Consider the following 21,132-nt stretch of genomic DNA (forward strand, 5'->3'; position numbering starts at 1 on the left):
ATCGGTCATTCCGGGAGGCGCGACGTTACCGCAAAGCGGCCCGGTGCGCCGGACCCGGAATCTCGAGATTCCGGGTTCGATGCTGCGCATCGCCCCGGAATGACGAAGGGTGAGTGGTTCGGTCCTGACTAGATCAAATACTGCTTCGTGATGATTTCGCCCAGCCTGGAATTGTCCGCGATGAATTCCTGAATGAATTCATGCACCCCATGCTGGAAAATGTCGTTCATGTTGCTGTGTTCCAGCCGGTTGCGGATGCCGCGGGCGTGGCGCTGGGCCGGACCCTGGCGGCCATAGGCGACGCCGATCTGGTCGAGATTGCGCACGAGGTTGCCGTAGCAGCTGGCGAGCGAGCGCGGCAGCGTGTCGTTGAGGATCAGGAGATCCGCGATCAGCCAAGGCTTCAGCGTCTCGCGATAGACCCAGTGATAGGCCGTCAGCGCCGAGACCGAGCGCAGGATCGAGCTCCACTGATAGAAGTCGAGCGGACCGCCGACATGCTCTTCCTCGGGCAAGAGCACATGGTACTTCACGTCGAGGATGCGGGCGGTGTTGTCGGCGCGCTCGAGGTGCACGCCCATGCGCGAGAACCAGTAGGCGTCGTTGCGCAGCATGGTCCGGTAGGCCGAGCCGTCGAAGCGCAGCGAGGTCTCCTGCACGAAGCGCAGGAATTTGGCGAGATCCTCGCGCGTCGAGGTGCCCTTGCTCCAGACCGCCTGGAGCTCGATCCAGGCCGAGTTGATGGTGTCCCACATCTCGCTGGTGAGCGCGGTGCGCACCGAGCGCGAGTTCAGCCGCGCCGCCTCGATGCAGTTCCTGATGGAGGACGGGTTGTTCGGCGAGAACGACAGGTACTCGACGACGTTGTGCTCGTTGGCTTCTTCATAGGCCTGATAGAAGCTCGCCGCGACGCCGGCGGTGAGCAGCGCCGAGTCCCATTCATTGGTCTTGCCGATATAGGCGGCGGGAAGCGCGGTGACACGCAGCGTCGCATCGATGGTGCGCGCCAGATATTCGGCCCGTTCGACGTAGCGGGCGAGCCAGTAGAGGTTTTCGGCGGTACGCGACAGCATTCTCTCTACTCGTCCAAAATCCAGGTGTCTTTGGTGCCGCCGCCCTGGCTCGAATTCACCACCAGGGAGCCTTCCTTCAGCGCGACGCGGGTGAGGCCGCCCGGCACGATCGTGGTGCTCTTGCTGCCGGTGAGCACGAAGGGGCGGAGGTCGACATGGCGCGGGGCAAGGCCGCTTGCGGTGCAGGTCGGACAGGTCGAGAGTGCCAGGGTCGGCTGGGCGATGAAGCCTTCGGGCTCGCGCTTGAGCTTTTCACGGAAGGCTTCGATCGTCGCCTTGGTCGCGGCGGGGCCGATCAGCATGCCGTAGCCGCCGGAGCCGTGCACTTCCTTGACGACGAGCTCGCCGAGATTGTCCAGCACATAGGCGAGATCCTTCGGCTCGCGGCAGCGCCAGGTCGGCACGTTCTTCAGGATCGGCTCCTCGCCGAGATAGAATTTCACGATGTCAGGCATGTAGGAGTAGATCGCCTTGTCGTCGGCGATGCCCGTGCCGACGGCGTTGGCGAGCGTGATGTTGCCGGCCGAATAGGCCGACATCAGCCCGGGCACGCCGAGCACGGAATCGGGACGGAAGGTGAGGGGATCGAGGAAGTCGTCGTCGACGCGGCGGTAGATCACGTCGACCCGCTTCACACCCTCGGTCGTCCGCATGAACACTTCGTTGTTCTTGACGATGAGGTCGCGGCCCTCGACCAGCTCGATGCCGAGCTTGTCGGCCAGGAACGAGTGCTCGTAATAGGCGGAGTTGTAGACGCCCGGCGTGAGCAGGGCGACCGTCGGCTCGCCCGAGGCGCTCTGCGGCGCGACCGAGCGCAGGGCCGCGAGCAGCTCGTCCGGATAGCGCTCGACCGGCGCCACCTTGTGGCGGGCGAACAGGTCCGGAAACAGCCGCATCATGATCTCGCGGTTTTCCAGCATGTAGGACACGCCCGAGGGCGTGCGTGCATTGTCCTCCAGCACGATGAAGTCCTCGGCGTCGACCCGGACGATGTCGATCCCGGCGATGTGCACGTAGACGTCGTGCGGCACCTGCTGGCCGTTCATCTCGGGGCGGAAGACCGGGTTCTGGAAAATCAGATCGTCGGGCACGACCTGGGCGCGGATGATATCGCGGCCGTGATAGATGTCGCGCAGAAACATGTTGAGCGCGCGCACGCGCTGCTTCAGGCCCTTCTCCAGCAGCGCCCATTCCTTGCCGGACATGATCCTGGGGATCACGTCGAACGGGATCAGGCGCTCGGTCGATTCGGAATCGCCATAGACCGCGAAGGTGATGCCGATCCGGCGGAACAGGAGCTCGGCCTCCTGGCGGCGATATTCGAGCGCCTCGGGAGGCGTCTCCTTGAGCCAGCGTGCCAGCTCCTGATAGGCGGGGCGAAGGTCCCCGCCGGGAATATTCATTTCATCAAACGCGACTGCCATAGATCCCGACTTGTCTCCGCAAGGCCTTGCGCCATTGGACAGGTCGTCAGGCCTTGGTGAAGACCGCAACGTCCTGGCCATGCGGCAAGAGTGCATGACTTTCATGTGGTAGCAAGGGCCGGGCCAGCGCGATAAGCATGGACTGGCAGGATTTGCCGGGGATGACCGGTGGCTTGCCTGAAAAAATGGCTGAGGACTGCTTATTTCGGCAGCAAAACCGCGTGACTTCAACGCGTTACCTCGGCAAAGTCGGACCACAGGTGAGGGACAGAGTTTATGAGCGAGATCGTCACGGCGGGCATTCTGGTCATCGGGGATGAAATCCTGTCCGGCCGGACCAAGGACAAGAATATCGGCTTCATCGCCGAATACCTGACCAACATCGGCATCGACCTGAAGGAAGTCCGGATCGTCTCCGACGACGAGGCCGACATCATCGCCGCGTTGGATGCACTGCGGCGTCGCTACACCTACGTCTTCACCACCGGCGGCATCGGGCCGACGCATGACGACATCACCGCCGACAGCGTCGCCAAGGCCTTCGGCGTCGGCATCGATCATCACCCGGAGGTGGTCGCCCGCTTCCGCGAGCGCTGGAGCGAGCAGGACCTCAATGAGGCCCGCCTGCGCATGGCCCGCATCCCCGACGGCGCCGAGCTGATCCAGAGCGCCACCATCCTCGCCCCGGGGTTCAAGATCGGCAATGTCATCGTGATGGCGGGCGTGCCCTCGATCATGCAGGCGATGATGGACATCGTCTCGCCCAAGCTGAAATCCGGCGTGCGCATGCTGTCCGAATCGGTCCGCGCCAATGCGCGGGAGGGTGACATCGGCAGCCCGCTGCGGGCGATTGCCGCCGCCCATCCCGACACCATCATCGGCAGCTATCCCTTCATGGACGAGGAGCAGAAGCCGAACACCAATCTGGTGGTGCGCTCGCGCGATCCGGATAAGCTGGCAGCAGCGATGGCGGCGGTGAAGGAAATGCTGGCGGGATTGAACATCACTCGCTAGCAGAGAGTTTGCCGGCAGATGAAGCAGGAGAGGACAATGGCTGGTGAAGCACCGGAGCTGAGCGCGCAGGAGCGGGCAGGCAAAGCCTTTCCGGTCTCGTGGGACCAGTTCCACCGCGATTGCCGGGCGCTGACCTGGCGACTCAACGAGGTCGGCCCGTTCCACGCGGTGATCGCGATCACCCGCGGCGGCCTGGTGCCGGCCGCGATCGTCGCGCGCGAGCTAGGGGTGCGCGTGATCGATACGGTCTGCATCGCCAGCTACGATCACAACAAGCAGGGCGAGCTGCAGGTGCTCAAGGGCATTTCCGAGGCTGCCATGAAGCTCGGCAACGGTACCGGCAGGGGTCTCCTGATCGTCGACGACCTCGTCGACACCGGCAAGACCGGCAGGCTGGTGCGCGAGATGCTGCCCGATGCGCATTTCGCCACGGTCTATGCCAAGCCGATGGGCCGCCCACTGGTCGACACCTTCATCACGGAGGTGTCGCAGGATACCTGGATCTTCTTCCCCTGGGACACCGCGCTTTCCTACCACCCGCCACTGCGCGATGGGGCGGCGTGAGGGACGCCGTCATTGCGAGCGCAGCGAAGCAATCCAGAAATGTATCCGCGGCGGCAGTCTGGATTGCTTCGCTGCGCTCGCAATGACGGCGCAGCACCATGCCCCTGCAAAACCGCGTCACGGCCACCGGGGACATCATCGCAACGCCACATCGGGGCCTCTTCACCGGCAATCGCGGCATCATCCACGATCCCGCAACGAAGACGCTGCTGAACAAGCGCTGGTCGTCACCGGCCTGGATTACCTGCCTGTGCGAATTCCGGGGATGGCGGCGTCCGGTGATGGCTCGGCGGAGCTGGACCGAGCTGTTCTTCCTCGACGAGGCGACCGCGTTTGCCGCAGGGCACCGGCCCTGCTTCTTCTGCCGCCGCGACGACGCCAATCGCTTTCGCGCGGCGTGGGAGAAGGGGAACGGTGTCGGCGGCATCAGCGCGAAGGCGATGGATGCCGTCCTGCATCAGGAGCGGCTCGATCGTGGCAGGAAACGGCTGCATGAATTGCCGATGCCGCTCGCGCAATTGCCCGACGGGGCAATGGTGCATCAGGGTGACCAGAGCTTTCTTGTGATGCAGGGCAGGACGCTGCTGTGGTCGTTCGCGGGCTACGCCCCGCATGCGCGCGCTCTCGATCGTCCGATGTTGCTGACGCCGCCGTCGACGCTGCGTGCGATCATTGCCGGATATCAGCCGGTGCTGCATCCGACGGCGCGCAGCTAGCGCAGCGGCTTGCCCTCTTCATCGACGGCCATCCGCGCATCGCGCAGCGCCCATTCGCGGATCAGCTGACGGCAGCGGGTCAACTCGGCTTCGCGGGCGGCATGCGCATCCTTCGACGCCCGTTCGACAATGGCCTTGCAGTTGACGAGCACGGAGCGATCCTCCGCGCGCGCCGGCAACGCGCCGACCACCAGCGCAGCGACGATACAGGCGACGCGCATCGCCATCATCCCAGCTTCTCGCGCGCCAGCGCCGCGCCGGCGCCGAGCGCCATCAGCTTGGCCTCTGCGATCTCGCGCCGCATCGGCGCCATGCCGCAATTGGTGGTGGCGATGATGTTGCTCTTCGGCACGAATTTCGACACCGCCTCGATCACCTTCACGACGTCCTCGGCGGTCTCGACCGTGTCGCTGGCGACGTCGATCACGCCGGCCTGCACGATCTTGGCCTTGAGCAGTGCGAGCAGGTCCAGCGGCACCTTCGAATTGCGGCACTCGATCGCGACCTGCTGGATCGGGCTCGCATCGATCGCCGGGAAAATCTGCTCGTATTGCCGCCATTGCGCGCCGAGCGTCTCCTTCCAGTCGGTATTGGCCTTGATCCCGTAGCCGTAGCAGATGTGCACGGCGGTGGCGCAGGTGACACCCTGCGCGGCGCGCTCCAGCGCCTTGATGCCCCAGTCGTTGACCTCGTCCATGTAGACGTTGAAGGCGGGCTCGTCGAACTGCACGAGATCGACGCCGTCGGCCTGCAGCGCCTTGGCCTCCTCATTCAGCAGCTCGGCGAAGGCAAAGGCCATCTTGACGCGGTCGCCATAGTAGCGGTCGGCAATGGTGTCGACGATGGTCATCGGGCCGGGCAGGGTGAATTTCAGCTTCTTCTTCGTGTGCGTGCGCGCGACGCGCGCCTCAAAGTCATGGACGCGGCTATTGAGGCGGAGCGGCGCGACCACCTGCGGCACCATCGCCTTGTAGCGGTCCTTGCGGATGCCCATCTCGACCTTGTGGGCGAAATCGATGCCCTCGATCTTCTCCAGAAAACCGTGCACGAAATGCTGCCGGGCCTGCTCACCCTCGGTGACGATATCGATGCCGGCGTCCTCCTGGACCTTCAGCCAGATCAGCGTCGCATCGCGCTTGGCGCGAGCAAGTTCGTCGCCCTGCAACTTCCAGGGCGCCCAGAGCATGTTGGGCTCGGCGAGCCATTCCGGCTTGGGCAAGGAGCCGGCGATCGTGGTTGGAAACAGCATGGCGGCCCTCCCGGCGGGTTGAGTTGCGCCCCTTCCTGCCATGTCCTAACGTCGAGGGTACAGAACAACGAAAGTCGCTCTCTATTCCGGCGGCGGCGATGGGGAAGGCCGAAACAAAGGCCAAAGGAAAGACCGGGGGACAGGTCATGATCGACCTCTATTGCGCACCGACGCCGAACGGCTGGAAAATCTCGATCATGCTGGAGGAACTCGCGCTTCCCTACACGGTGAAGCCGGTCAACATCCGAACCGGCGAGCAGTTCAATCCTGAGTTTCTGGCGCTGTTTGCCACACCCCTGACTGCGAGGAGCCCTTGCGACGAAGCAATCCAGAATCGTTCCGCGGAGACACTCTGGATTGCTTGTGCGCCAGGCAAGCTGGCGTGGTCCAACCGGTGGAAGTCCGGTCCGGGTAAGCGGTAGCGAGCGCCCGGTAGTGAGTGTTGCGTGGCCGTCGGCAACGGCGGCTGCGAAGCGTACACAACGATGCTGTGGGGTGGGCTATTGAGCCGCGAAAGACAGAAACTCGCAGAGGCCGAGCCGGTAAGCAACGTCGAAGGCAACATGTGCGGCGCCGTTATGCGAGGCGCTGACGCTCTGCCGTGGTCGAAGACCCCATCACGCAGCAAAGGACCGCGTCGGAACCTGGGAGGTCCCGCATCTGACCGATGGCAACATGCCCCCAAGGTCCGCATCGGGAAGGCGAGGAGCCAAAGCCGATGACGAACGGATGCGGGAAGTCGGACGCGGCCGTAGTAGCGTCGAAGCCTGCGAACGAAGCGGAGCGATCCGCGGAGGAGTTGGTGGAGCGAAGGGCCGCGACCAAGGGGAATGCGGACCAGCAAAGCACGCCCCGGACGCCGAGCCGGACAAGCGTGACACAGGCGTTGGAACGCATACGGCGAACTGCAAGGGAAAGGAAGAAGGAGAGGTTCACTGCGCTGCTTCACCACATCACGCCTGAACTGCTCGAGGCGGAGTTCTTCGCGCTGAAGAAGCATGCCGCGCCGGGTGTGGACGGAATGATGTGGCGGGACTACGAGCAAGACCTCAAGGCCAATCTTGAGGACCTGCATGCTCGTGTTCACCGGGGAGCGTACCGGCCGCAGCCGTCGCGGCGGGTCCATATCCCGAAGCAGGATGGGCGGCAGCGACCGCTGGCGATTGCGTCCCTCGAGGACAAGATCGTTCAGCGGGCAACCGCTACGGTGCTCAACGCGATCTACGAGGAGGACTTCCTCGGGTTCTCGTATGGGTTCCGGCCCGGGCGCAGCGCGCACGATGCGATGGATGCGCTGCTGGTCGGAATCGAGAGCCGGCGGGTGAACTTCATTGTTGACGCCGATATCCGCTCGTTCTTCGACATGGTGGACCAGGAATGGCTCATCCGCTTCGTCGAACATCGGACCGGCGACCAGCGTATCATCCGTCTGATCCGCAAATGGCTCAAGGCGGGTGTTCTCGAAGAAGGAACGGTCAGGGTCAGCGAACAGGGGACGGCACAAGGGGCGGTGATCTCGCCGCTGCTTGCCAACATCTACCTGCACTATGCCCTCGATCTGTGGGCCGAACGCTTCAGACGGCGCGAGGCCGCGGGTGACATGATCATCGTGCGCTACGCTGACGACTTCATCGTCGGCTTCGAGCATGAGAATGAGGCCCGGCACTTCCTCGAAGAATTGCGCAAACGGCTGCAGGAGTTCGCGCTGTCACTGCACCCTGAGAAAACCCGGCTGATCGAGTTCGGACGTCATGCGGAGGACAACCGCAGGCGGCGCGGGCTCGGCAAGCCGGAGACCTTCAACTTCCTCGGCTTCACCTTCATCTGCAGCCGATCCAAGCAAGGCAAGTTCCAGATCAGGCGCAAGTCTCGCAAAGACCGCATGCGGGCGAAACTGCAAGCCGTGAAGCAGGGAATGCGACGGCGTATGCACCAGTCGGTGCTCGAACAGGGCAAATGGCTGCGGCAGGTCGTTACCGGGTACTTCAACTACCACGCGGTACCGACCAACAGCCGAGCGCTCAGCGCCTTCCGCTACTTCGTCACCGAACAATGGAGGCGGATGCTTCGGCGCCGCAGCCAGATTGACGGGACCACGTGGCAGCGGGTCGCGCGGCTTGCCTCCGACTTGCTCCCCAAGCCACAAATCCTCCATCCTTGGCCCCGAACACGCTTCACCGCTACTCACCCGAGGTGGGAGCCGTATGCGGGAAAGCCGCACGTACGGATCTGTGCGGGGGGCGCCCAGCAATGAGCGTCCCTACCGCGACCGCTGCGCTCGCAATGACGAGGTGAGCGCGACTAACGTAACAAGGAGACGCCATGATCGAATTCTTCTTCGACTGTTCCAGCCCCTGGACCTATCTCGCCTTCCACAACATCCAGCCGCTGGCGAAAGAGCTCGGCGCCGAGATCGTCTGGCGGCCGATCCTGGTCGGCGGCATCTTCAACACGGTCAACCCCAGCGTCTACGCGCAACGCGAGAAGCCGGTGCCGCTGAAGGCGCGCTACATGAAAAAGGATCTCGCCGACTGGGCGCGCTCGGCAGGCCTGTCGATCAAGATGCCGCCGACGGTGTTTCCGGTGAACAGCGTCAAGGCGATGCGCGGCTGCATCTGGCTCGGAAAGGACATGGTGCCGTTCGCAACCGCCGTGTTCGAGGCCTATTGGGGCGACGACAAGGACATCTCGCAGGACACGGTGCTGGCCGAGATCTGCAGGAAGGTGGGCATCGACGCGCAGAAGTTCCTTGCCGGCATTTCCGAGCAGGGCATCAAGGACCAACTCAAGGCCAATACGGAGGAGGTCGTGGCGCGCGGCGGCTTCGGTTCGCCGACGGTCTTCGTCAACAAGACCGACATGTACTTTGGTAACGACCGCCTGCCGCTGATCCGTGAGGCACTTCAGCGCAGCAAGGCGAGCGCGGCCTGATGGTGCGCGCTGTCGTCTGCCGCGCGCTTGGTGCGCCCGAGACCTTGCGGCTGGAGGAGTTTCCGTCGCGCGCGCTGAAGCCGGGCGAGGTGCGCGTCGCCATCCGCGCCGCTGGCTTGAATTTTCCCGACGTGCTGATGGCGGCCGGTGAATATCAGCTCAAGCCCGAGCTGCCATTCACGCCTGGCATGGAAGCTGCCGGCGATGTCACCGAGGTCGGCGCGGAGGCGAGGGGCGTTGCCGTCGGGGACAAGGTCATCGTCAAGATGCGCCATGGCGCCTTCACCGATGAAGCCGTGGTGACGCCGGCGCAGCTCACGCCTAAGCCGTCCACGTTCGACTACGCGGAGGCTGCGGCCTATCTGGCCGGTCATGGCACCGCCTATCATGCGCTGATCGATCGCGGCCGGGTCGAGCCGGGTGAGGTGCTGCTGGTGCACGGCGCCGGCGGCGGTGTCGGCCTTGCCGCCGTCGAGATCGGCAAAATGCTGGGCGCAACCGTGGTCGCGACGGCTTCGAGTGACGAGAAGCTCGCGATCGCGAAATCGCGCGGCGCCGATCATCTCGTGCGCTACGACCGCGAGCCGTTTCGCGATGCCGTCAAGCGCATCACCGATGGCCGCGGCGCCGATGTCGTCTTCGATCCCGTCGGCGGGCAGGTTTTCGAAGACTCGATGCGCTGCATCGCCTGGGGCGCACGGCTATTGGTGATCGGCTTCACCGGCGGCATCGGCTCGGCCAGGACCAATCTCTTGCTGATCAAGGGCGCAAGCGTGCTCGGCGTGCGCGCCGGCGAAGCGGTGCGGAAGAACCCTGCGCTCGGCGAGGTCCGCCTGAAGGCGCTTTTGCAATGGGCCGAGGAGGGCAAGCTGCGCCCCAACGTCTCGCACCGATTGCCGCTGGAAGATTATGCAAAAGCGATGCGGCTGCTGATCGAGCGCAAGGCGATCGGGCGTGTGGCGCTGGTGATGGAGTGACGGTGCCGTAGGATGGCAAAGCCAAGCGAGCCCACCATTGCCAATGTTGAAAGATGGTGGGCACGGCGCAAGGGCGCCTTTGCCCACCCTTGAGAGCGTCACTTATAGTCCCGCTCCGTCCACCACGGGAAATAGTCCGGCATGTCCGTCGAGACCTTGTTCTTGAACTGTGCGGGACGCTTCTCCAGGAATGACACCACGCCTTCCTTCACGTCCTCAGAGCGACCGCGCGCATAGATGCCGCGGCTGTCGACCTTGTGGGCTTCCATGGGATCGTCGGCGCCCATCATGCGCCACATCATCTGGCGGATGAGTGCCACCGATACCGGCGCGGTCTTGGCCGTGAACTCTTTTGCCAATGCACGTGCGGTGGGAAGCAGATCGTCCGGCGCAACGACCTTGCTGACGAGGCGGCCGGCGAGAGCTTCCTGCGCCGGGAAGACGCGTCCCGAATAGCACCATTCCAGCGCCTGCGAGATGCCGACGATGCGCGGCAGGAACCAGCTCGAGGCCGCCTCCGGCACGATGCCGCGCTGGGAGAACACGAAGCCGAAGCGTGCAGCCTCCGAGGCGATACGGATGTCCATCGCGAGCTGCATGGTGACGCCGATGCCGACCGCGGGGCCGTTCACCGCTGCGATGACGGGCTTGAGGCACTTGAAGATGCGCAACGTCACCTGGCCGCCGCCGTCGCGGACCTGCGGGTCGCTGTAGTCGACCTTGCCGTCGGCAAAACGCTTGACGGGCCCGCGCCGCGCGTCGCGATCGAACGTGTCGGCGCCCGACGACAGATCGGCGCCCGCGCAAAAACCGCGGCCGGCGCCGGTGACGATGATGGCGCGGACATTGTCGTCCTTGTCGGCGGCGTCGAACGCGTCGATCAGCTCTGCTTGCATCTGCGCGTTGAAGGCGTTGAGCTTGTCGGGCCGGTTCAGCGTGATGGTGAGGATCTGCTCGGCGACCTCGTACTTGATCGTCTCATACGCCATGGTGGTTTCCTTCCTTTGGTTTTTCGCTGCGCAGATGGCAGGGCTCGAGTTTTCTTTACCCTGCCCTGGAGGCCCTCCAGAGGAGGGTAAGCAAGAGGCTCCGCATGCTACCTGTCTCAGGTCATTCGGGCTTGCGCCTAAAGGGCGCGCTTCCCCGGATGACGAGAGCGTCTTACTGCCCTGGCGGCTTCGGCCAGGGCCGCTGCGCGCCGCGCAGGCCTTCAAATGCCTTGGCCATGCCGAGCACGCCGATGTCGTCGAAACGGCGGCCGACGATCTGCACGCCGATTGGAAAACCCTTGGCGTCGAAACCGCCGTTGATCGAGACCGCCGGGTTCTCCGACATATTCCACGGCACGGTATAGCAGATGTGCTCGAACGGCTTCATGGGATCGTTGGTCGGCGAGGCCCACTCCGCCGGATAGTTCACGTTCGGGGCGGTCGGCGAGATCACGTAGTCGAGCTCGCAGAACAGCTTTGACGCCGCCGCGCGGATCGCCATGGTCTGGTTGAAGCCGCGGATGACATCCACGCCTGAGAGCTTCGCGCCGGACTCGCCCCATATGAAGATATAGGGCAGCACCTTGGCCTGCTCGGCCGGCGTCAGCTTCGACAGATCGTCCCACATCCGGGCGCGCCAGAAATTGTCGAGGCCGTCGAGCATCTCGCGGGTGAGGATGCCGTCGACTTCGGTCACGACGCTGCCTGCGGATTCAAATGCCTTCGCGGCCTTCACCGCGACCTCGCGCACCGGCTTCTCCAAGGGCAGGCCGCAGCCGGGATCGAGCATCAGGCCGATGCGCAGTTTTCGTGGAGATTTTTCCAAGCCCTTCCAGTTCAGCGGCTCGGCCGGCAGGCTCATGCCGTCGCGCCGGTCGGGCTTGGCGATCGCGCTCATCATCAGCGCGCAATCATCGACGGTGCGGGTCATGGGACCGGCGACACGGCCGACATAGGTGGGATCGATCGGCACGCGGCCAAAGCTCGGCTTCAGGCCGACGAGGCCGCACCAGCCTGCGGGCAGGCGAATCGAGCCGCCGATATCGGTGCCGAGATGCAGGGGACCATAGCCGGCCGCGGCCGCGGCGCCAGCGCCCGCACTGGAGCCGCCCGGATTCTTGCTGAGGTCCCAGGGGTTGCGCGCGAGCGCGTGGAAGCTGGAGAGCCCGGACGACAGCATGCCGTAATCGGGCATGGTGGTCTTCGCGAAGATGACTGCGCCGGCCTCGCGCAGCCGCGCGGCGGGCGGTGCGTCCCTCTCGGCCGGCACCAGCTTGACGCTGGCCGCGCCCAGCGGCACCGGCACGCCCTTGGTCGCGATGTTGTCCTTCACCGTGACAGGCACGCCGTCGAGCGGGCCAGAGGGCTCGCCGCCGGTCCAGCGCGCGGTCGAGGCCTTTGCGGCCTCGCGCGCGGCGTCGGGGTCGAACGCATAGAGCGCCTTCAGATGCGGTTCCCACGCAGCGACGTGCGCGAACACGTCCTCCAGCACCTCGCTCGGCGAGAACTGTTTCGCGCGATAGCCCGCGATCAGGTCGACCGCGGACAGATCGTGCAGTGAGGTGACCGCTTCCTCAGGGGTCTTCTTGTGCATTGCTAGCTCACCGGCATGCGCGTCTCGATGATCCGGGCGAACATGCTGGCGCCGATCGGCAGGATCTTGTCGTCGAGCACGAAGCCGGGATTGTGCACCGGCACCGATCCGTCATGGCCGACCCAGAAATAGGCGCCGGGAATGGTCTGCAGCATGTCGGCGAAATCCTCGCTGCCCATCTTCGGTTGGGCCCGGGTGATCACGTTGGCGGGATCGACGATGGTGCGCGCGACCTCCTCGACCACCTTGGACTGCTCGACCTGGTTGACCAGCACGCCGAACGTGTCGCGGATGTCGGCTTCGATCGTGCACTGATACGCGGCCGCGATGCCGGCGCAGATCGTGCGGATGCGTTCGGCGATCAGGGCGCGGACTTCATTCGAGAAGGTACGGATGGTGCCGCAGAGATGGGCTTCGCCAGGGATGACGTTGTAGGCGGAACCCGCATGGATCTGGGTGATCGAGATGACCGCGGCCTGCAGCGGCTCGACGTTGCGGCTGACGATGGTCTGGATCGCCTGCGCCAACGTGGTCGCGATGATTACCGCGTCCTTGGAGCGCTCGGGCATCGCACCATGGGCACCGTAGCCGGTGATGCGGAGGTCGAAGAAGTCGGCACTGGCCATCGCCGGGCCGGGCAGGATCGCGATCTCGCCGTGGTTGAGATCGGGCGCGTTGTGCAGGCCGTAGAGCTCGTCGCAGGGAAACTTCTCGAACAGGCCGTCCTTGATCATCGCGCGGGCGCCCCCGAGGCCTTCCTCGGCCGGCTGGAAGATCAGATGCACGGTGCCGTCGAAGTTCCTGGTCTCGGCGAGATAGCGCGCGGTGCCGAGCAGCATGGTCGTGTGGCCGTCATGACCGCAGCCGTGGAAGCGGCCGGGGATCTTCGAGCTCCATTTCAGATTGGTGTTCTCTTCCATCGGCAGCGCGTCCATGTCGGCGCGCAGGCCGATGCGCTTGCCGCCCGAACCCTTGCCCTTGATGACGCCGATCACGCCGGTGCCGCCGAGACCGCGATGCACCTCGATGCCCCAGCTCTTCAGCTTGTCGGCGACGATGCCGGAGGTGCGGACTTCCTCGAAGCCGATCTCGGGATGGGCGTGAAGGTCGCGCCTGATGGCGGTGAGTTCGTCGGCGTAGCCGTCGATGCGGTCGATTGTGGGCATGTGTCCTGTCCGGTTAGCGTGAAGGAGGATTGAAAACGGGTCCGTTCGGCTTGATGCGGATGCCTGGATGCAGCCGCGTCCAGGGGAGGGATCCAGTGTCGGCCGGCATCGCGCCGGGCGCGGCGCAGATCATCAGCTTCTCTGCGATCGGCTCGAAATCGGCGCGGAAGTGCACCGAGCTCTTGTTGACGAGGATCTTCTCCTGCGTCGGCTCGATGCCGACATAGCGGTACATCGCCTGATCGGCGAGCTGCGCCTTGTGCGAGGAGACGACGACGCGGACGTTGTCGATGCGCAAGGCCGCGGAGGGACCCATCTCCATCGGGCTCGCGCCGCAGGCAATGGTCGGGATGAGTTCCCAGCCGTTCGCCTCGGCGCTGTCGACGAAACCGGCAAGGCCGACATTGATGCGGCGCATGACCTTCAGGACATCGGCACCTTCGGTCATGGCCGGCCAGCCGCCGCCATGCTGGAAGTCCGCGAAGGTCGCCTTGGTCGGGGCGAAGGTGTTGGTCTCGTGCAGGAAGCCGCCGACGGCGATACGTGTCATCAATTCCAGTCCCAGACAAAGAATGCCGCGACGTTACCCGCCTTTGCGGCAAGCGCAAGCAAGGCAGACAATCGCGCCACGCATGGCCTCAAGCTGTTTTGGGAATGCTTGCAGCGGTCGCCGTCATTGCGAGTGCAGCGATGCAATCCAGAATCTTTCCGCGGCGGCAGACTGGAGCTTCGCTTCGTTCGCAATGACGGAGTATGCGGATCAAGCCGTGGCCGCCACGCCTTCCGCCACCGGCCGGAAGTTCGCGAAATCCCAGTTACGCCCCGGCGCCGCATCCAGCAGCGCCTTGGTGTAGGCCACCCTGGGATGCGTCAGCACCTCTGCGGCGGGGCCCTGTTCGACGACGCGGCCGTGCTGCATCACCACGACCTCATCGCAGATTTGGGCTGCGACGCGCAGATCATGAGTGATGAACAGGATGGCGATGCCGAGCCGATTCTGGATCTCGTCGAGCAGTTCCAGCACCTGCGCCTGCACCGAGACGTCGAGCGCGGAGACTGCTTCGTCCGCGACCAGCACGTCCGGATCGAGCGCAAGCGCGCGCGCGATCGCAATGCGCTGGCGCTGGCCACCGGAGAACTGGTGCGGATAGCGTGACACCGCATCGGCCGGCAGGCCGACGAGCTCGAGCAGCTCGCGGGCGCGCTTCATCGCGTCGGCATGCGAGGTGCCGTAATTGATCGGGCCTTCGGCGATGCTCTCCCCGACGGTGACGCGCGGGTTGAGCGAGCGGTAGGGATCCTGGAACACGATCTGGATCTTCTGCCGGTGCGGCTGCAGCAGGCGGCGCGAGACGTCGGCGATCTCGCGGCCGGCGAGGCGTACCCCGCCGGAGGTCGGGTCGATCAGGCGCACGATGCAGCGCGCCACCGTCGACTTGCCCGAGCCGCTTTCGCCGACGATGCCGAGCGTGCGGCCCTTGCGCAGCGTGAGCGTGACCTTGTCGGCGGCAACGACTTCGCGGCCCTTGCCGAAGAACGCGCGCTCCTTGTAGACCTTGCTGAGCTCGTTGGCCTCGAGCACCACGGGCTCGCGGCTCTCCTCGCGGGGCGGCCGCGGCAACAGGCTCGGCACCGAGGCGAGCAGGTTGCGGGTGTACTCCATGGTCGGATTGCGCAGCACGGTCTCGAGCGGGCCGGTTTCGACGAGGCGGCCCTGCCGCATCACCGCGACGCGGTCGGCGATCTCGGCGACGACACCCATGTCATGCGTGATGAACAGCACGGCGGTGCCGTGGTCGCGCTGGAGGTCGCGGATCAGGGTCAGGATCTGCTTCTGCGTGGTGACGTCGAGCGCGGTGGTCGGCTCGTCCGCGATCAGCAGCTTCGGTTCCAGCACCAATGCCATCGCGATCATGATGCGCTGGCGCTGGCCGCCGGAGAGACGGTGCGGGTAGGAGGCGAAGATGCGCTCGACCTGAGGCAGGCGAACCTGCTCCATCATGTCGAGGATGCGCCTCTTGCGCGCCCTCGCATCGAGCTTGGTGTGGGCGCGCAGCACCTCGTCGATCTGCCGGCCGACCGGCACCACCGGATTGAGCGCGGTCATCGGCTCCTGGAAGATCATGGCCATCTGCGTCGCGCGGAGCTGGCGCAGGCGGCGGTCGGTCGCGGTGAGCAGCTCCTCGCCGACCAGCTTGACGCTGCCGGAGGTCGGTACCAGCGTGCCCTTCGGCAAGAGGCCCATCGTGGTGAGCGAGGTCACCGACTTGCCCGAGCCGCTTTCGCCGACGAGGCACAGCGTCTCGCGCTCGTGCACCTGGATCGAGATGCCGTCGATGATGTTCGCGCCCTTCGGCTTCTTGCCGACGGAGACGACGAGGTTGTTGATGTCGAGAACGGGGTTGGTCATCAGGTCACTCCGTCGTCATTGCGAGGCGCGAAGCGACGAAGCAATCCAGAATCTTTCCGCGGAGGCAGACTGGATTGCTTCGCTTCGCCCGCAATGACGGAACAAGGGGATGGGCCGGCGAAACAAATCACTTCCCTTCCCGTTGCTTCATGCGGGGATCGAGGGCGTCACGGGCGGCGTCGCCGATCAGGTTGATGCTGAGGATGGCGATCGAAAGCAAAAGGCCCGGCCAGAAGATCAGCGAGGGCTTGATCTGGAAGTACTGGCGGCCCTCGGCCATGATGTTGCCCCAGGTCGGCGTCTCCGGCGAGATGCCGGCGCCGAGGAAGGAGAGGATCGCCTCGGTGAGGATCGCGGAGGCGCAGACATAGGTGCCCTGGACGATCAGCGGCGCGATCGTGTTCGGCATCAGGTGCCGCCACATGATCTTCGGCAGGCTGGAGCCGACCGAGATCGCGGCCTCGACGTAAGGCTCCTCGCGCGCCGACAGCACGACCGAGCGGACCAGGCGCGCCACGCGCGGAATCTCGGGGATCGTGATCGCGATCAGCACGGTCCAGATGCTGGCTCCGGACAGCGAGACCACCGCGATCGCGAGCAGGATGCTCGGCATCGCCATCAGGCCGTCCATGATGCGCATCATCACGGAATCGACCAGCTTGAAGAAGCCGGAGACGAGGCCGATCGAAAGGCCGATGACGATCGACAGGATCGCCGAGCCGATGCCGATCAGCAGCGAGATGCGGCCGCCATAGACCACACGCGACAACAGGTCGCGTCCGTAGGCGTCGGTGCCGAGTAGGAATTGCGCCGAGGCCGGCTTCAATCGCTGCGACGGTGCGAGCTGGATCGGATCATGCGGGGCGATCAGCGGCGCGAGGATCGAGATCACCACGATCAGGGCGAGCAGGAACGTCGCCGTCGCGATGATCGGCGTCGAGGTGAGGAATCCGAAGCGCGGCCGCAGCGGCGACGTGATCGGAATGGACGACTGGGGAAGGGTATCGACCGACATTTGTTCTTGTCCTTGCCTCAGTACCGGATCCGGGGATCGAGCAGGGTATAGGCGACGTCGATGAGAAGATTGACGACGACGTAGATCAGCGACGTCAGCAGGATCATCGCCTGGATCACCGGATAGTCGCGCGCCAGCACCGCATCGACGGTGAGGCGCCCGATGCCGGGGATGTTGAACACGCTTTCGGTGACGACGACGCCGGAGATCAGCAGCGCAAAGCCGGTGCCGATCACGGTGATCACGGGCACGGCGGCGTTGCGCAGCGCATGCCGCATCATCACGGCGACTTCGTTGATGCCTTTCGCACGCGCGGTGCGGACATAGTCCTCGCCCAGAACGTCGAGCATCGCCGCGCGCGTCATGCGCGCGATCAGCGCGATGTAGATGAAGGACAGCGCGCAGGTCGGCAGGATCATGCGCTCGAAGAACGGACCGAAGCCGTTGAAGATGCTGCGGAAGCCCTGCACCGGTACCCAGCGCAGATCGATCGCGAAGATCTCGATCAGGACATAGCCGACCACGAACACCGGCACCGAGAAGCCGAGCACCGACAGCCCCATGACGAAGCGGTCGATCCAGGTGCCGTGCTTCCACGCGGCGATCACGCCCAAGGGGACTGCGACGACGACGGCGAGGATGATGGTGCACAGCGCGATCGAGATCGACGGCTCGACGCGCTGGCCGATCATCTTCATCACCGGCAGGTTGGAGATCAGCGACGTTCCGAGGTCGCCGTGCAGCAGCTTGTTCACCCAGGTGATGAACTGCACGATCAGGGGCTCGTTGAGGCCGAGCGATTCGCGGATCCGCTCGAGCCGTTCGGGCGTGGCATTGTCGCCGGCGAGGATCGCGGCGGGATCGCCCGGCGTCAGCCGCAACAGCAGGAACACGAACAGCGCGACGACGCCCATCACGGGCACCGCAGCCAGAACGCGGCGAATGAGATAACCTAGCATGCACCTATCTCCGGCTGCGGAACTTGCGGGGCCCTGGGCCGCCCGTGGATTCGAACGTGTCTATCATGCGCGCCTGTCACTCGGGCTGGGAAAGCCGGCCGGAGATGCCGGTCTTTCGGGGCAAATTGTGTGCCAAGGGCAAGGCGGTCGCAAGAGGCCGCCCAGCGCCCGATTGGAACCAGTCAGGATGCATGACGCAGCTCGCGCTCAACCCCAAGTGACGGCACGGTCGGCGGCGCATTGAGCCCACGCCAGCCGTCGATGGTCCCGGCAATCATCTGCGCGGTCGCGGCCGACAGGGTCCAGCCGAGATGGCCGTGGCCGGTATTGAAGAACACGCCCGGTATCCTCCCTGCGCGCACCACCGGCATCATGTTCGGCATCATCGGGCGCAGCCCGGCCCAGGGCACGACGCGCGACGTTTCGATGGCGGGAAAGTTGCTGCGGACCCAGTCGACCAGCGGCTGCACGCGGTCGGCTCGGATATCGCGATTGAAGTCGTTGAACTCGGCCGTGCCGGCCACCCGAAAACGATCTGCGCCGAGCCGGCTGGTGACGATCTTGGCGGCTTCGTCGAGCAGGCTCACGGTCGGCGTCGCGTTGCGGCTCTCGGCAGTGTCGAGCTGCACGGTGATCGAGTAGCCCTTCACGGGATAGACGTTGATGCGATCGTCGAGGAGGGCGGCGAAGTGGCGGCTGGCGACGCCGGCGCAGACCACGACCCCGTCCGCCTTCAGCATGCCGCGCGCGGAGGCGAGGGCATCGCTTGCAGCAAGATCGGCCCAGCCGAGCACGAAGCCGCTGCCGGCGCGCGCGATTGAATCGATATGGGCTTCGTGGATGAAGGTCGCGCCGCGCCGCTTGCAGGCGTCCGCAAGTCCGCGGGTGAACTTGTGGATATCGCCGGTCGCATCCGACGGCGTGTAGAAGCCGCCATAGTACGCTTTGCGCAGCGTCGGCTCGATCGCGCGGATCTCCTCCGACGTGACCGGACGGCGATCGAGGCCACCTTCCTGCAGCAGCGCGTTGACGCGCAGGCCGGACTCGAAACCGGTCTTGTCGTGATAGATGTGGAGGATGCCGCGGAGCTCGAGATCGAAGTCGATGCCTTCGCGATCCGCGATCTCGAACAAATGCTTGCGGGCTTCGATCGCGAGCCGGGTGGTCTCGATCGTGTTGGCGCGGTAGTTGCCGATGTTGGCGACGAACTCGCTCATCCACGAATATTTGTGCCAGTTCGGCCGCGGGTTCATCAGCAGCGGCGCATCGCGCCGGAACATCCAGCGCAGGCCCTTCAGGATCGTCGCGGTGCTGTTCCACACTTCGGCATTGCTGGCCGAGAGTTGTCCGCCATTGGCGAACGATGTCTCCATCGCGGCGTAACGGTGCTTGTCGAGGACCGTTACTCTGTAGCCGCGTTCGAGCAGGGCATAGGCGGTCGTCACGCCGGTGATGCCGGCGCCGATGATGGCGATATGGGTCATGGCAGGTTCGGGGCTCCCGTGAGTTAGGATAGGCTGACCGCCGGCCAAAGGCCGTTGGCGGCGCCCCATCTGTCACGGGTACCTGAGAGCTTGATCCGCTGCGGATCACGCAACGGACGATCCCCTTCGGTGGACGTCACGATTGCCTGAAATCGCGTCGCCTCTCTCCAGATTGTCCTGACGACACAGTCCTTTTGCCTGAGAGTTTCCGGGGCGGTTGCTCCGTCGGCGCCGCAACGAAAGCCGAAAACCTTCGCCGCGATCTCTCCCGCATCGTCGCGCGGACCATCGAGCAGTACGATACGCCTCATTTTTAGACAAGGCTAAATTTAGACCGCACCTGCCAATGCATTGTGCAGTGCGAAGTTGATTCAACTTACTCCAGCGTCGCGAGCAATCCCGCCATCAGGCGCCCGCGTTCGACGAGGCTATCAACCTCGATGAACTCCTCCAGCGTGTGGCCGTTGCCGCCGCGCACACCGAGGCCGTCGAGAGTCGGAATGCCCATCGCACCGGTGAAATTGCCGTCGGAGCCGCCGCCGGAACTCGCATGGGGTAATTCCGCGCCGAGGGATTTGGCGATGCCGCGCGCCTTATCATACAGCGCCATGGTGCCCGCATCCGGCTCCCACACCGGCCGCGTCACGCCGCGCGTGACCTTGAAGGTGACGTCGTTGTTGGTGCCCGAGAGTGCCAGCATCCGCTCGACGCCGCGGTCGAGATCGGCCTGGCGCTTGGCCATCGACAGCGCCTCGCCGGTCGCGGTCGTGGCAACGCAATTGACCCATTGTCCGCCATGCACGACGCCGACCGAGAAGGTGCAGTCCTCCGTCGTCATCGCGTCGATTGCGAGAATCTGCCGCGCCATTTCGCGGATCGCCGAACGTCCCGCCGACAGCGTCGCGCCGGCGTGGCTCGGCCGTCCCGTCGCCTCCAGATTGAAACGTGCGATGGCGTAACGTCCGGTGGTGACGCCGTTGTCGGCGCGGCCGGGCTCGGGCACCAGCACGTATTTGTTGCGCGCGGCTTCCGCTTCGATGATGTCGCGGGTCGAAGGGGTGCCGACTTCTTCATCCGGCGTGAACAGCACGGTGATCGGCAGCGGCGTCGTGAACGATGCGCGCGCCAGCTGCCGGATCGCTTCCAGCGAGAGATAATTGCCGCCTTTCATGTCGTAGATGCCGGGGCCGTAGCACCTGCCGCCCTCGCGCCGCCATTTCAGCTTCTCGATGGTGCCGACGGGGTGGACGGTATCCATGTGACCGGCGATCAGGATCCCCGGCTCGCCCTGTTTCGGATGCGGAAAGCGCGCGCGGATCACGCCGCCAAAACCCTGACGACCGGCGATGCGCTCGATCGTCGCACCCATGATCGCCATGTCCCGCGCTGCGATATCGAGCATGCGGTTCACCGCGTTCGCGTCCCAGGTCGGGCTCTCGCATTCCACCCAGGTGCGCAGGCCCGCGAGCATGGCCTCGGAATCGAAGGGAAGATTGGCTGGATTCATTTCAATGTCTCTCAAGCTGCGAAAGATGGAACGCGCATTGCATCGGCGCGGCAGGACAAG

The 21,132-nt window shown here is 64.8% G+C and carries 19 protein-coding genes, 1 pseudogene and 2 riboswitches; of the genes and pseudogenes, 7 read left to right on the top strand and 13 right to left on the bottom strand.

Going from position 1 to position 21,132, the window contains the following annotated elements:
• Nucleotides 1–128: 128 nt before the first annotated feature.
• Nucleotides 129–1,073, bottom strand: a complete 945-nt coding sequence (locus ACRQ5Q_RS16305) for an alpha-E domain-containing protein (protein WP_122402567.1) — start codon at nt 1,071–1,073, stop codon at nt 129–131.
• 5 nt (nt 1,074–1,078) lie between these two features.
• Nucleotides 1,079–2,497 (bottom strand): circularly permuted type 2 ATP-grasp protein, encoded by a 1,419-nt coding sequence (locus ACRQ5Q_RS16310; RefSeq protein ID WP_439369027.1) that lies wholly within the window; start codon nt 2,495–2,497, stop codon nt 1,079–1,081.
• A 276-nt stretch (nt 2,498–2,773) separates the two neighbouring features.
• On the opposite strand from ACRQ5Q_RS16310, the gene ACRQ5Q_RS16315 reads away from it, so the two are divergent.
• From ACRQ5Q_RS16315 to ACRQ5Q_RS16325, 3 genes are all read left to right on the top strand, one after another.
• Complete coding sequence (locus ACRQ5Q_RS16315) at nt 2,774–3,511, top strand: competence/damage-inducible protein A (protein ID WP_439398901.1); 738 nt, start codon at nt 2,774–2,776, stop codon at nt 3,509–3,511.
• A gap of 36 nt (nt 3,512–3,547) precedes the next feature.
• The gene (gene gpt, locus ACRQ5Q_RS16320) at nt 3,548–4,075 is read left to right on the top strand and encodes a xanthine phosphoribosyltransferase (protein ID WP_439369024.1); all 528 of its coding nucleotides are present in this window, start codon (nt 3,548–3,550) and stop codon (nt 4,073–4,075) included.
• A gap of 98 nt (nt 4,076–4,173) precedes the next feature.
• Nucleotides 4,174–4,791, top strand: a complete 618-nt coding sequence (locus tag ACRQ5Q_RS16325; protein ID WP_439369023.1) for a hypothetical protein — start codon at nt 4,174–4,176, stop codon at nt 4,789–4,791.
• Here the strand turns inward: ACRQ5Q_RS16325 and ACRQ5Q_RS16330 are convergent.
• Nucleotides 4,788–5,021: a hypothetical protein gene (locus ACRQ5Q_RS16330; RefSeq protein ID WP_439398903.1), complete on the bottom strand. Its 234-nt coding sequence runs from the start codon at nt 5,019–5,021 to the stop codon at nt 4,788–4,790. The two genes, ACRQ5Q_RS16325 and ACRQ5Q_RS16330, sit on opposite strands and share 4 nt — an antisense overlap.
• Nucleotides 5,018–6,040, bottom strand: a complete 1,023-nt coding sequence (locus ACRQ5Q_RS16335) for a methionine synthase (RefSeq protein WP_439398905.1) — start codon at nt 6,038–6,040, stop codon at nt 5,018–5,020. Before ACRQ5Q_RS16335 ends, ACRQ5Q_RS16330 begins: the two co-directional genes overlap by 4 nt.
• Nucleotides 6,041–6,186: 146 nt before the next feature.
• Here ACRQ5Q_RS16335 and ACRQ5Q_RS16340 point away from each other — a divergent pair.
• The 4 genes and pseudogenes from ACRQ5Q_RS16340 to ACRQ5Q_RS16355 form a co-directional block, all read left to right on the top strand.
• Nucleotides 6,187–6,324: pseudogene (locus tag ACRQ5Q_RS16340) on the top strand (thiol:disulfide oxidoreductase); the annotation flags it as partial.
• A 590-nt stretch (nt 6,325–6,914) separates the two neighbouring features.
• A complete protein-coding gene (gene ltrA, locus ACRQ5Q_RS16345; protein ID WP_439368145.1) occupies nt 6,915–8,294 on the top strand; it encodes a group II intron reverse transcriptase/maturase in 1,380 nt (459 codons plus the stop codon).
• A 68-nt stretch (nt 8,295–8,362) separates the two neighbouring features.
• Entirely contained in the window at nt 8,363–8,971 is a 609-nt protein-coding gene (locus tag ACRQ5Q_RS16350) for a 2-hydroxychromene-2-carboxylate isomerase (RefSeq protein ID WP_439369020.1), read from the top strand.
• The gene (locus tag ACRQ5Q_RS16355) at nt 8,971–9,948 is read left to right on the top strand and encodes an NADPH:quinone oxidoreductase family protein (protein ID WP_439369018.1); all 978 of its coding nucleotides are present in this window, start codon (nt 8,971–8,973) and stop codon (nt 9,946–9,948) included. The genes ACRQ5Q_RS16350 and ACRQ5Q_RS16355 overlap by 1 nt, the downstream gene beginning before the upstream one ends.
• A gap of 98 nt (nt 9,949–10,046) precedes the next feature.
• On the opposite strand, the gene ACRQ5Q_RS16360 is transcribed toward ACRQ5Q_RS16355, so the two are convergent.
• The 9 genes from ACRQ5Q_RS16360 to ACRQ5Q_RS16400 form a co-directional block, all read right to left on the bottom strand.
• A complete protein-coding gene (locus ACRQ5Q_RS16360; protein WP_439398907.1) occupies nt 10,047–10,937 on the bottom strand; it encodes a crotonase/enoyl-CoA hydratase family protein in 891 nt (296 codons plus the stop codon).
• A 172-nt stretch (nt 10,938–11,109) separates the two neighbouring features.
• Nucleotides 11,110–12,531: an amidase gene (locus ACRQ5Q_RS16365; RefSeq protein ID WP_439398909.1), complete on the bottom strand. Its 1,422-nt coding sequence runs from the start codon at nt 12,529–12,531 to the stop codon at nt 11,110–11,112.
• Nucleotides 12,532–12,533: 2 nt separating this feature from the next.
• A complete protein-coding gene (locus ACRQ5Q_RS16370; protein ID WP_283025492.1) occupies nt 12,534–13,697 on the bottom strand; it encodes a M20 aminoacylase family protein in 1,164 nt (387 codons plus the stop codon).
• Between the two features lie 13 nt (nt 13,698–13,710).
• Nucleotides 13,711–14,247, bottom strand: coding sequence for an MlrC C-terminal domain-containing protein (locus ACRQ5Q_RS16375; protein WP_439369013.1), 537 nt, complete (start codon nt 14,245–14,247; stop codon nt 13,711–13,713).
• A 210-nt stretch (nt 14,248–14,457) separates the two neighbouring features.
• The gene (locus ACRQ5Q_RS16380; protein WP_439398911.1) at nt 14,458–16,107 is read right to left on the bottom strand and encodes an ABC transporter ATP-binding protein; all 1,650 of its coding nucleotides are present in this window, start codon (nt 16,105–16,107) and stop codon (nt 14,458–14,460) included.
• 127 nt (nt 16,108–16,234) lie between these two features.
• A complete protein-coding gene (locus ACRQ5Q_RS16385; protein ID WP_018647026.1) occupies nt 16,235–17,122 on the bottom strand; it encodes an ABC transporter permease in 888 nt (295 codons plus the stop codon).
• A 17-nt stretch (nt 17,123–17,139) separates the two neighbouring features.
• Entirely contained in the window at nt 17,140–18,081 is a 942-nt protein-coding gene (locus tag ACRQ5Q_RS16390) for an ABC transporter permease (protein WP_439369008.1), read from the bottom strand.
• Nucleotides 18,082–18,263: 182 nt separating this feature from the next.
• The gene (locus ACRQ5Q_RS16395) at nt 18,264–19,565 is read right to left on the bottom strand and encodes a D-amino acid dehydrogenase (protein ID WP_439398913.1); all 1,302 of its coding nucleotides are present in this window, start codon (nt 19,563–19,565) and stop codon (nt 18,264–18,266) included.
• A gap of 65 nt (nt 19,566–19,630) precedes the next feature.
• Nucleotides 19,631–19,740, bottom strand: a riboswitch (glycine riboswitch).
• A gap of 1 nt (nt 19,741) precedes the next feature.
• Nucleotides 19,742–19,846: riboswitch (glycine riboswitch) on the bottom strand.
• A gap of 95 nt (nt 19,847–19,941) precedes the next feature.
• Complete coding sequence (locus ACRQ5Q_RS16400; RefSeq protein WP_439398915.1) at nt 19,942–21,072, bottom strand: M20/M25/M40 family metallo-hydrolase; 1,131 nt, start codon at nt 21,070–21,072, stop codon at nt 19,942–19,944.
• Nucleotides 21,073–21,132: the final 60 nt, after the last annotated feature.

Source organism: Bradyrhizobium sp. PMVTL-01 (genome assembly GCF_051861855.1).
GTDB lineage: Bacteria > Pseudomonadota > Alphaproteobacteria > Rhizobiales > Xanthobacteraceae > Bradyrhizobium.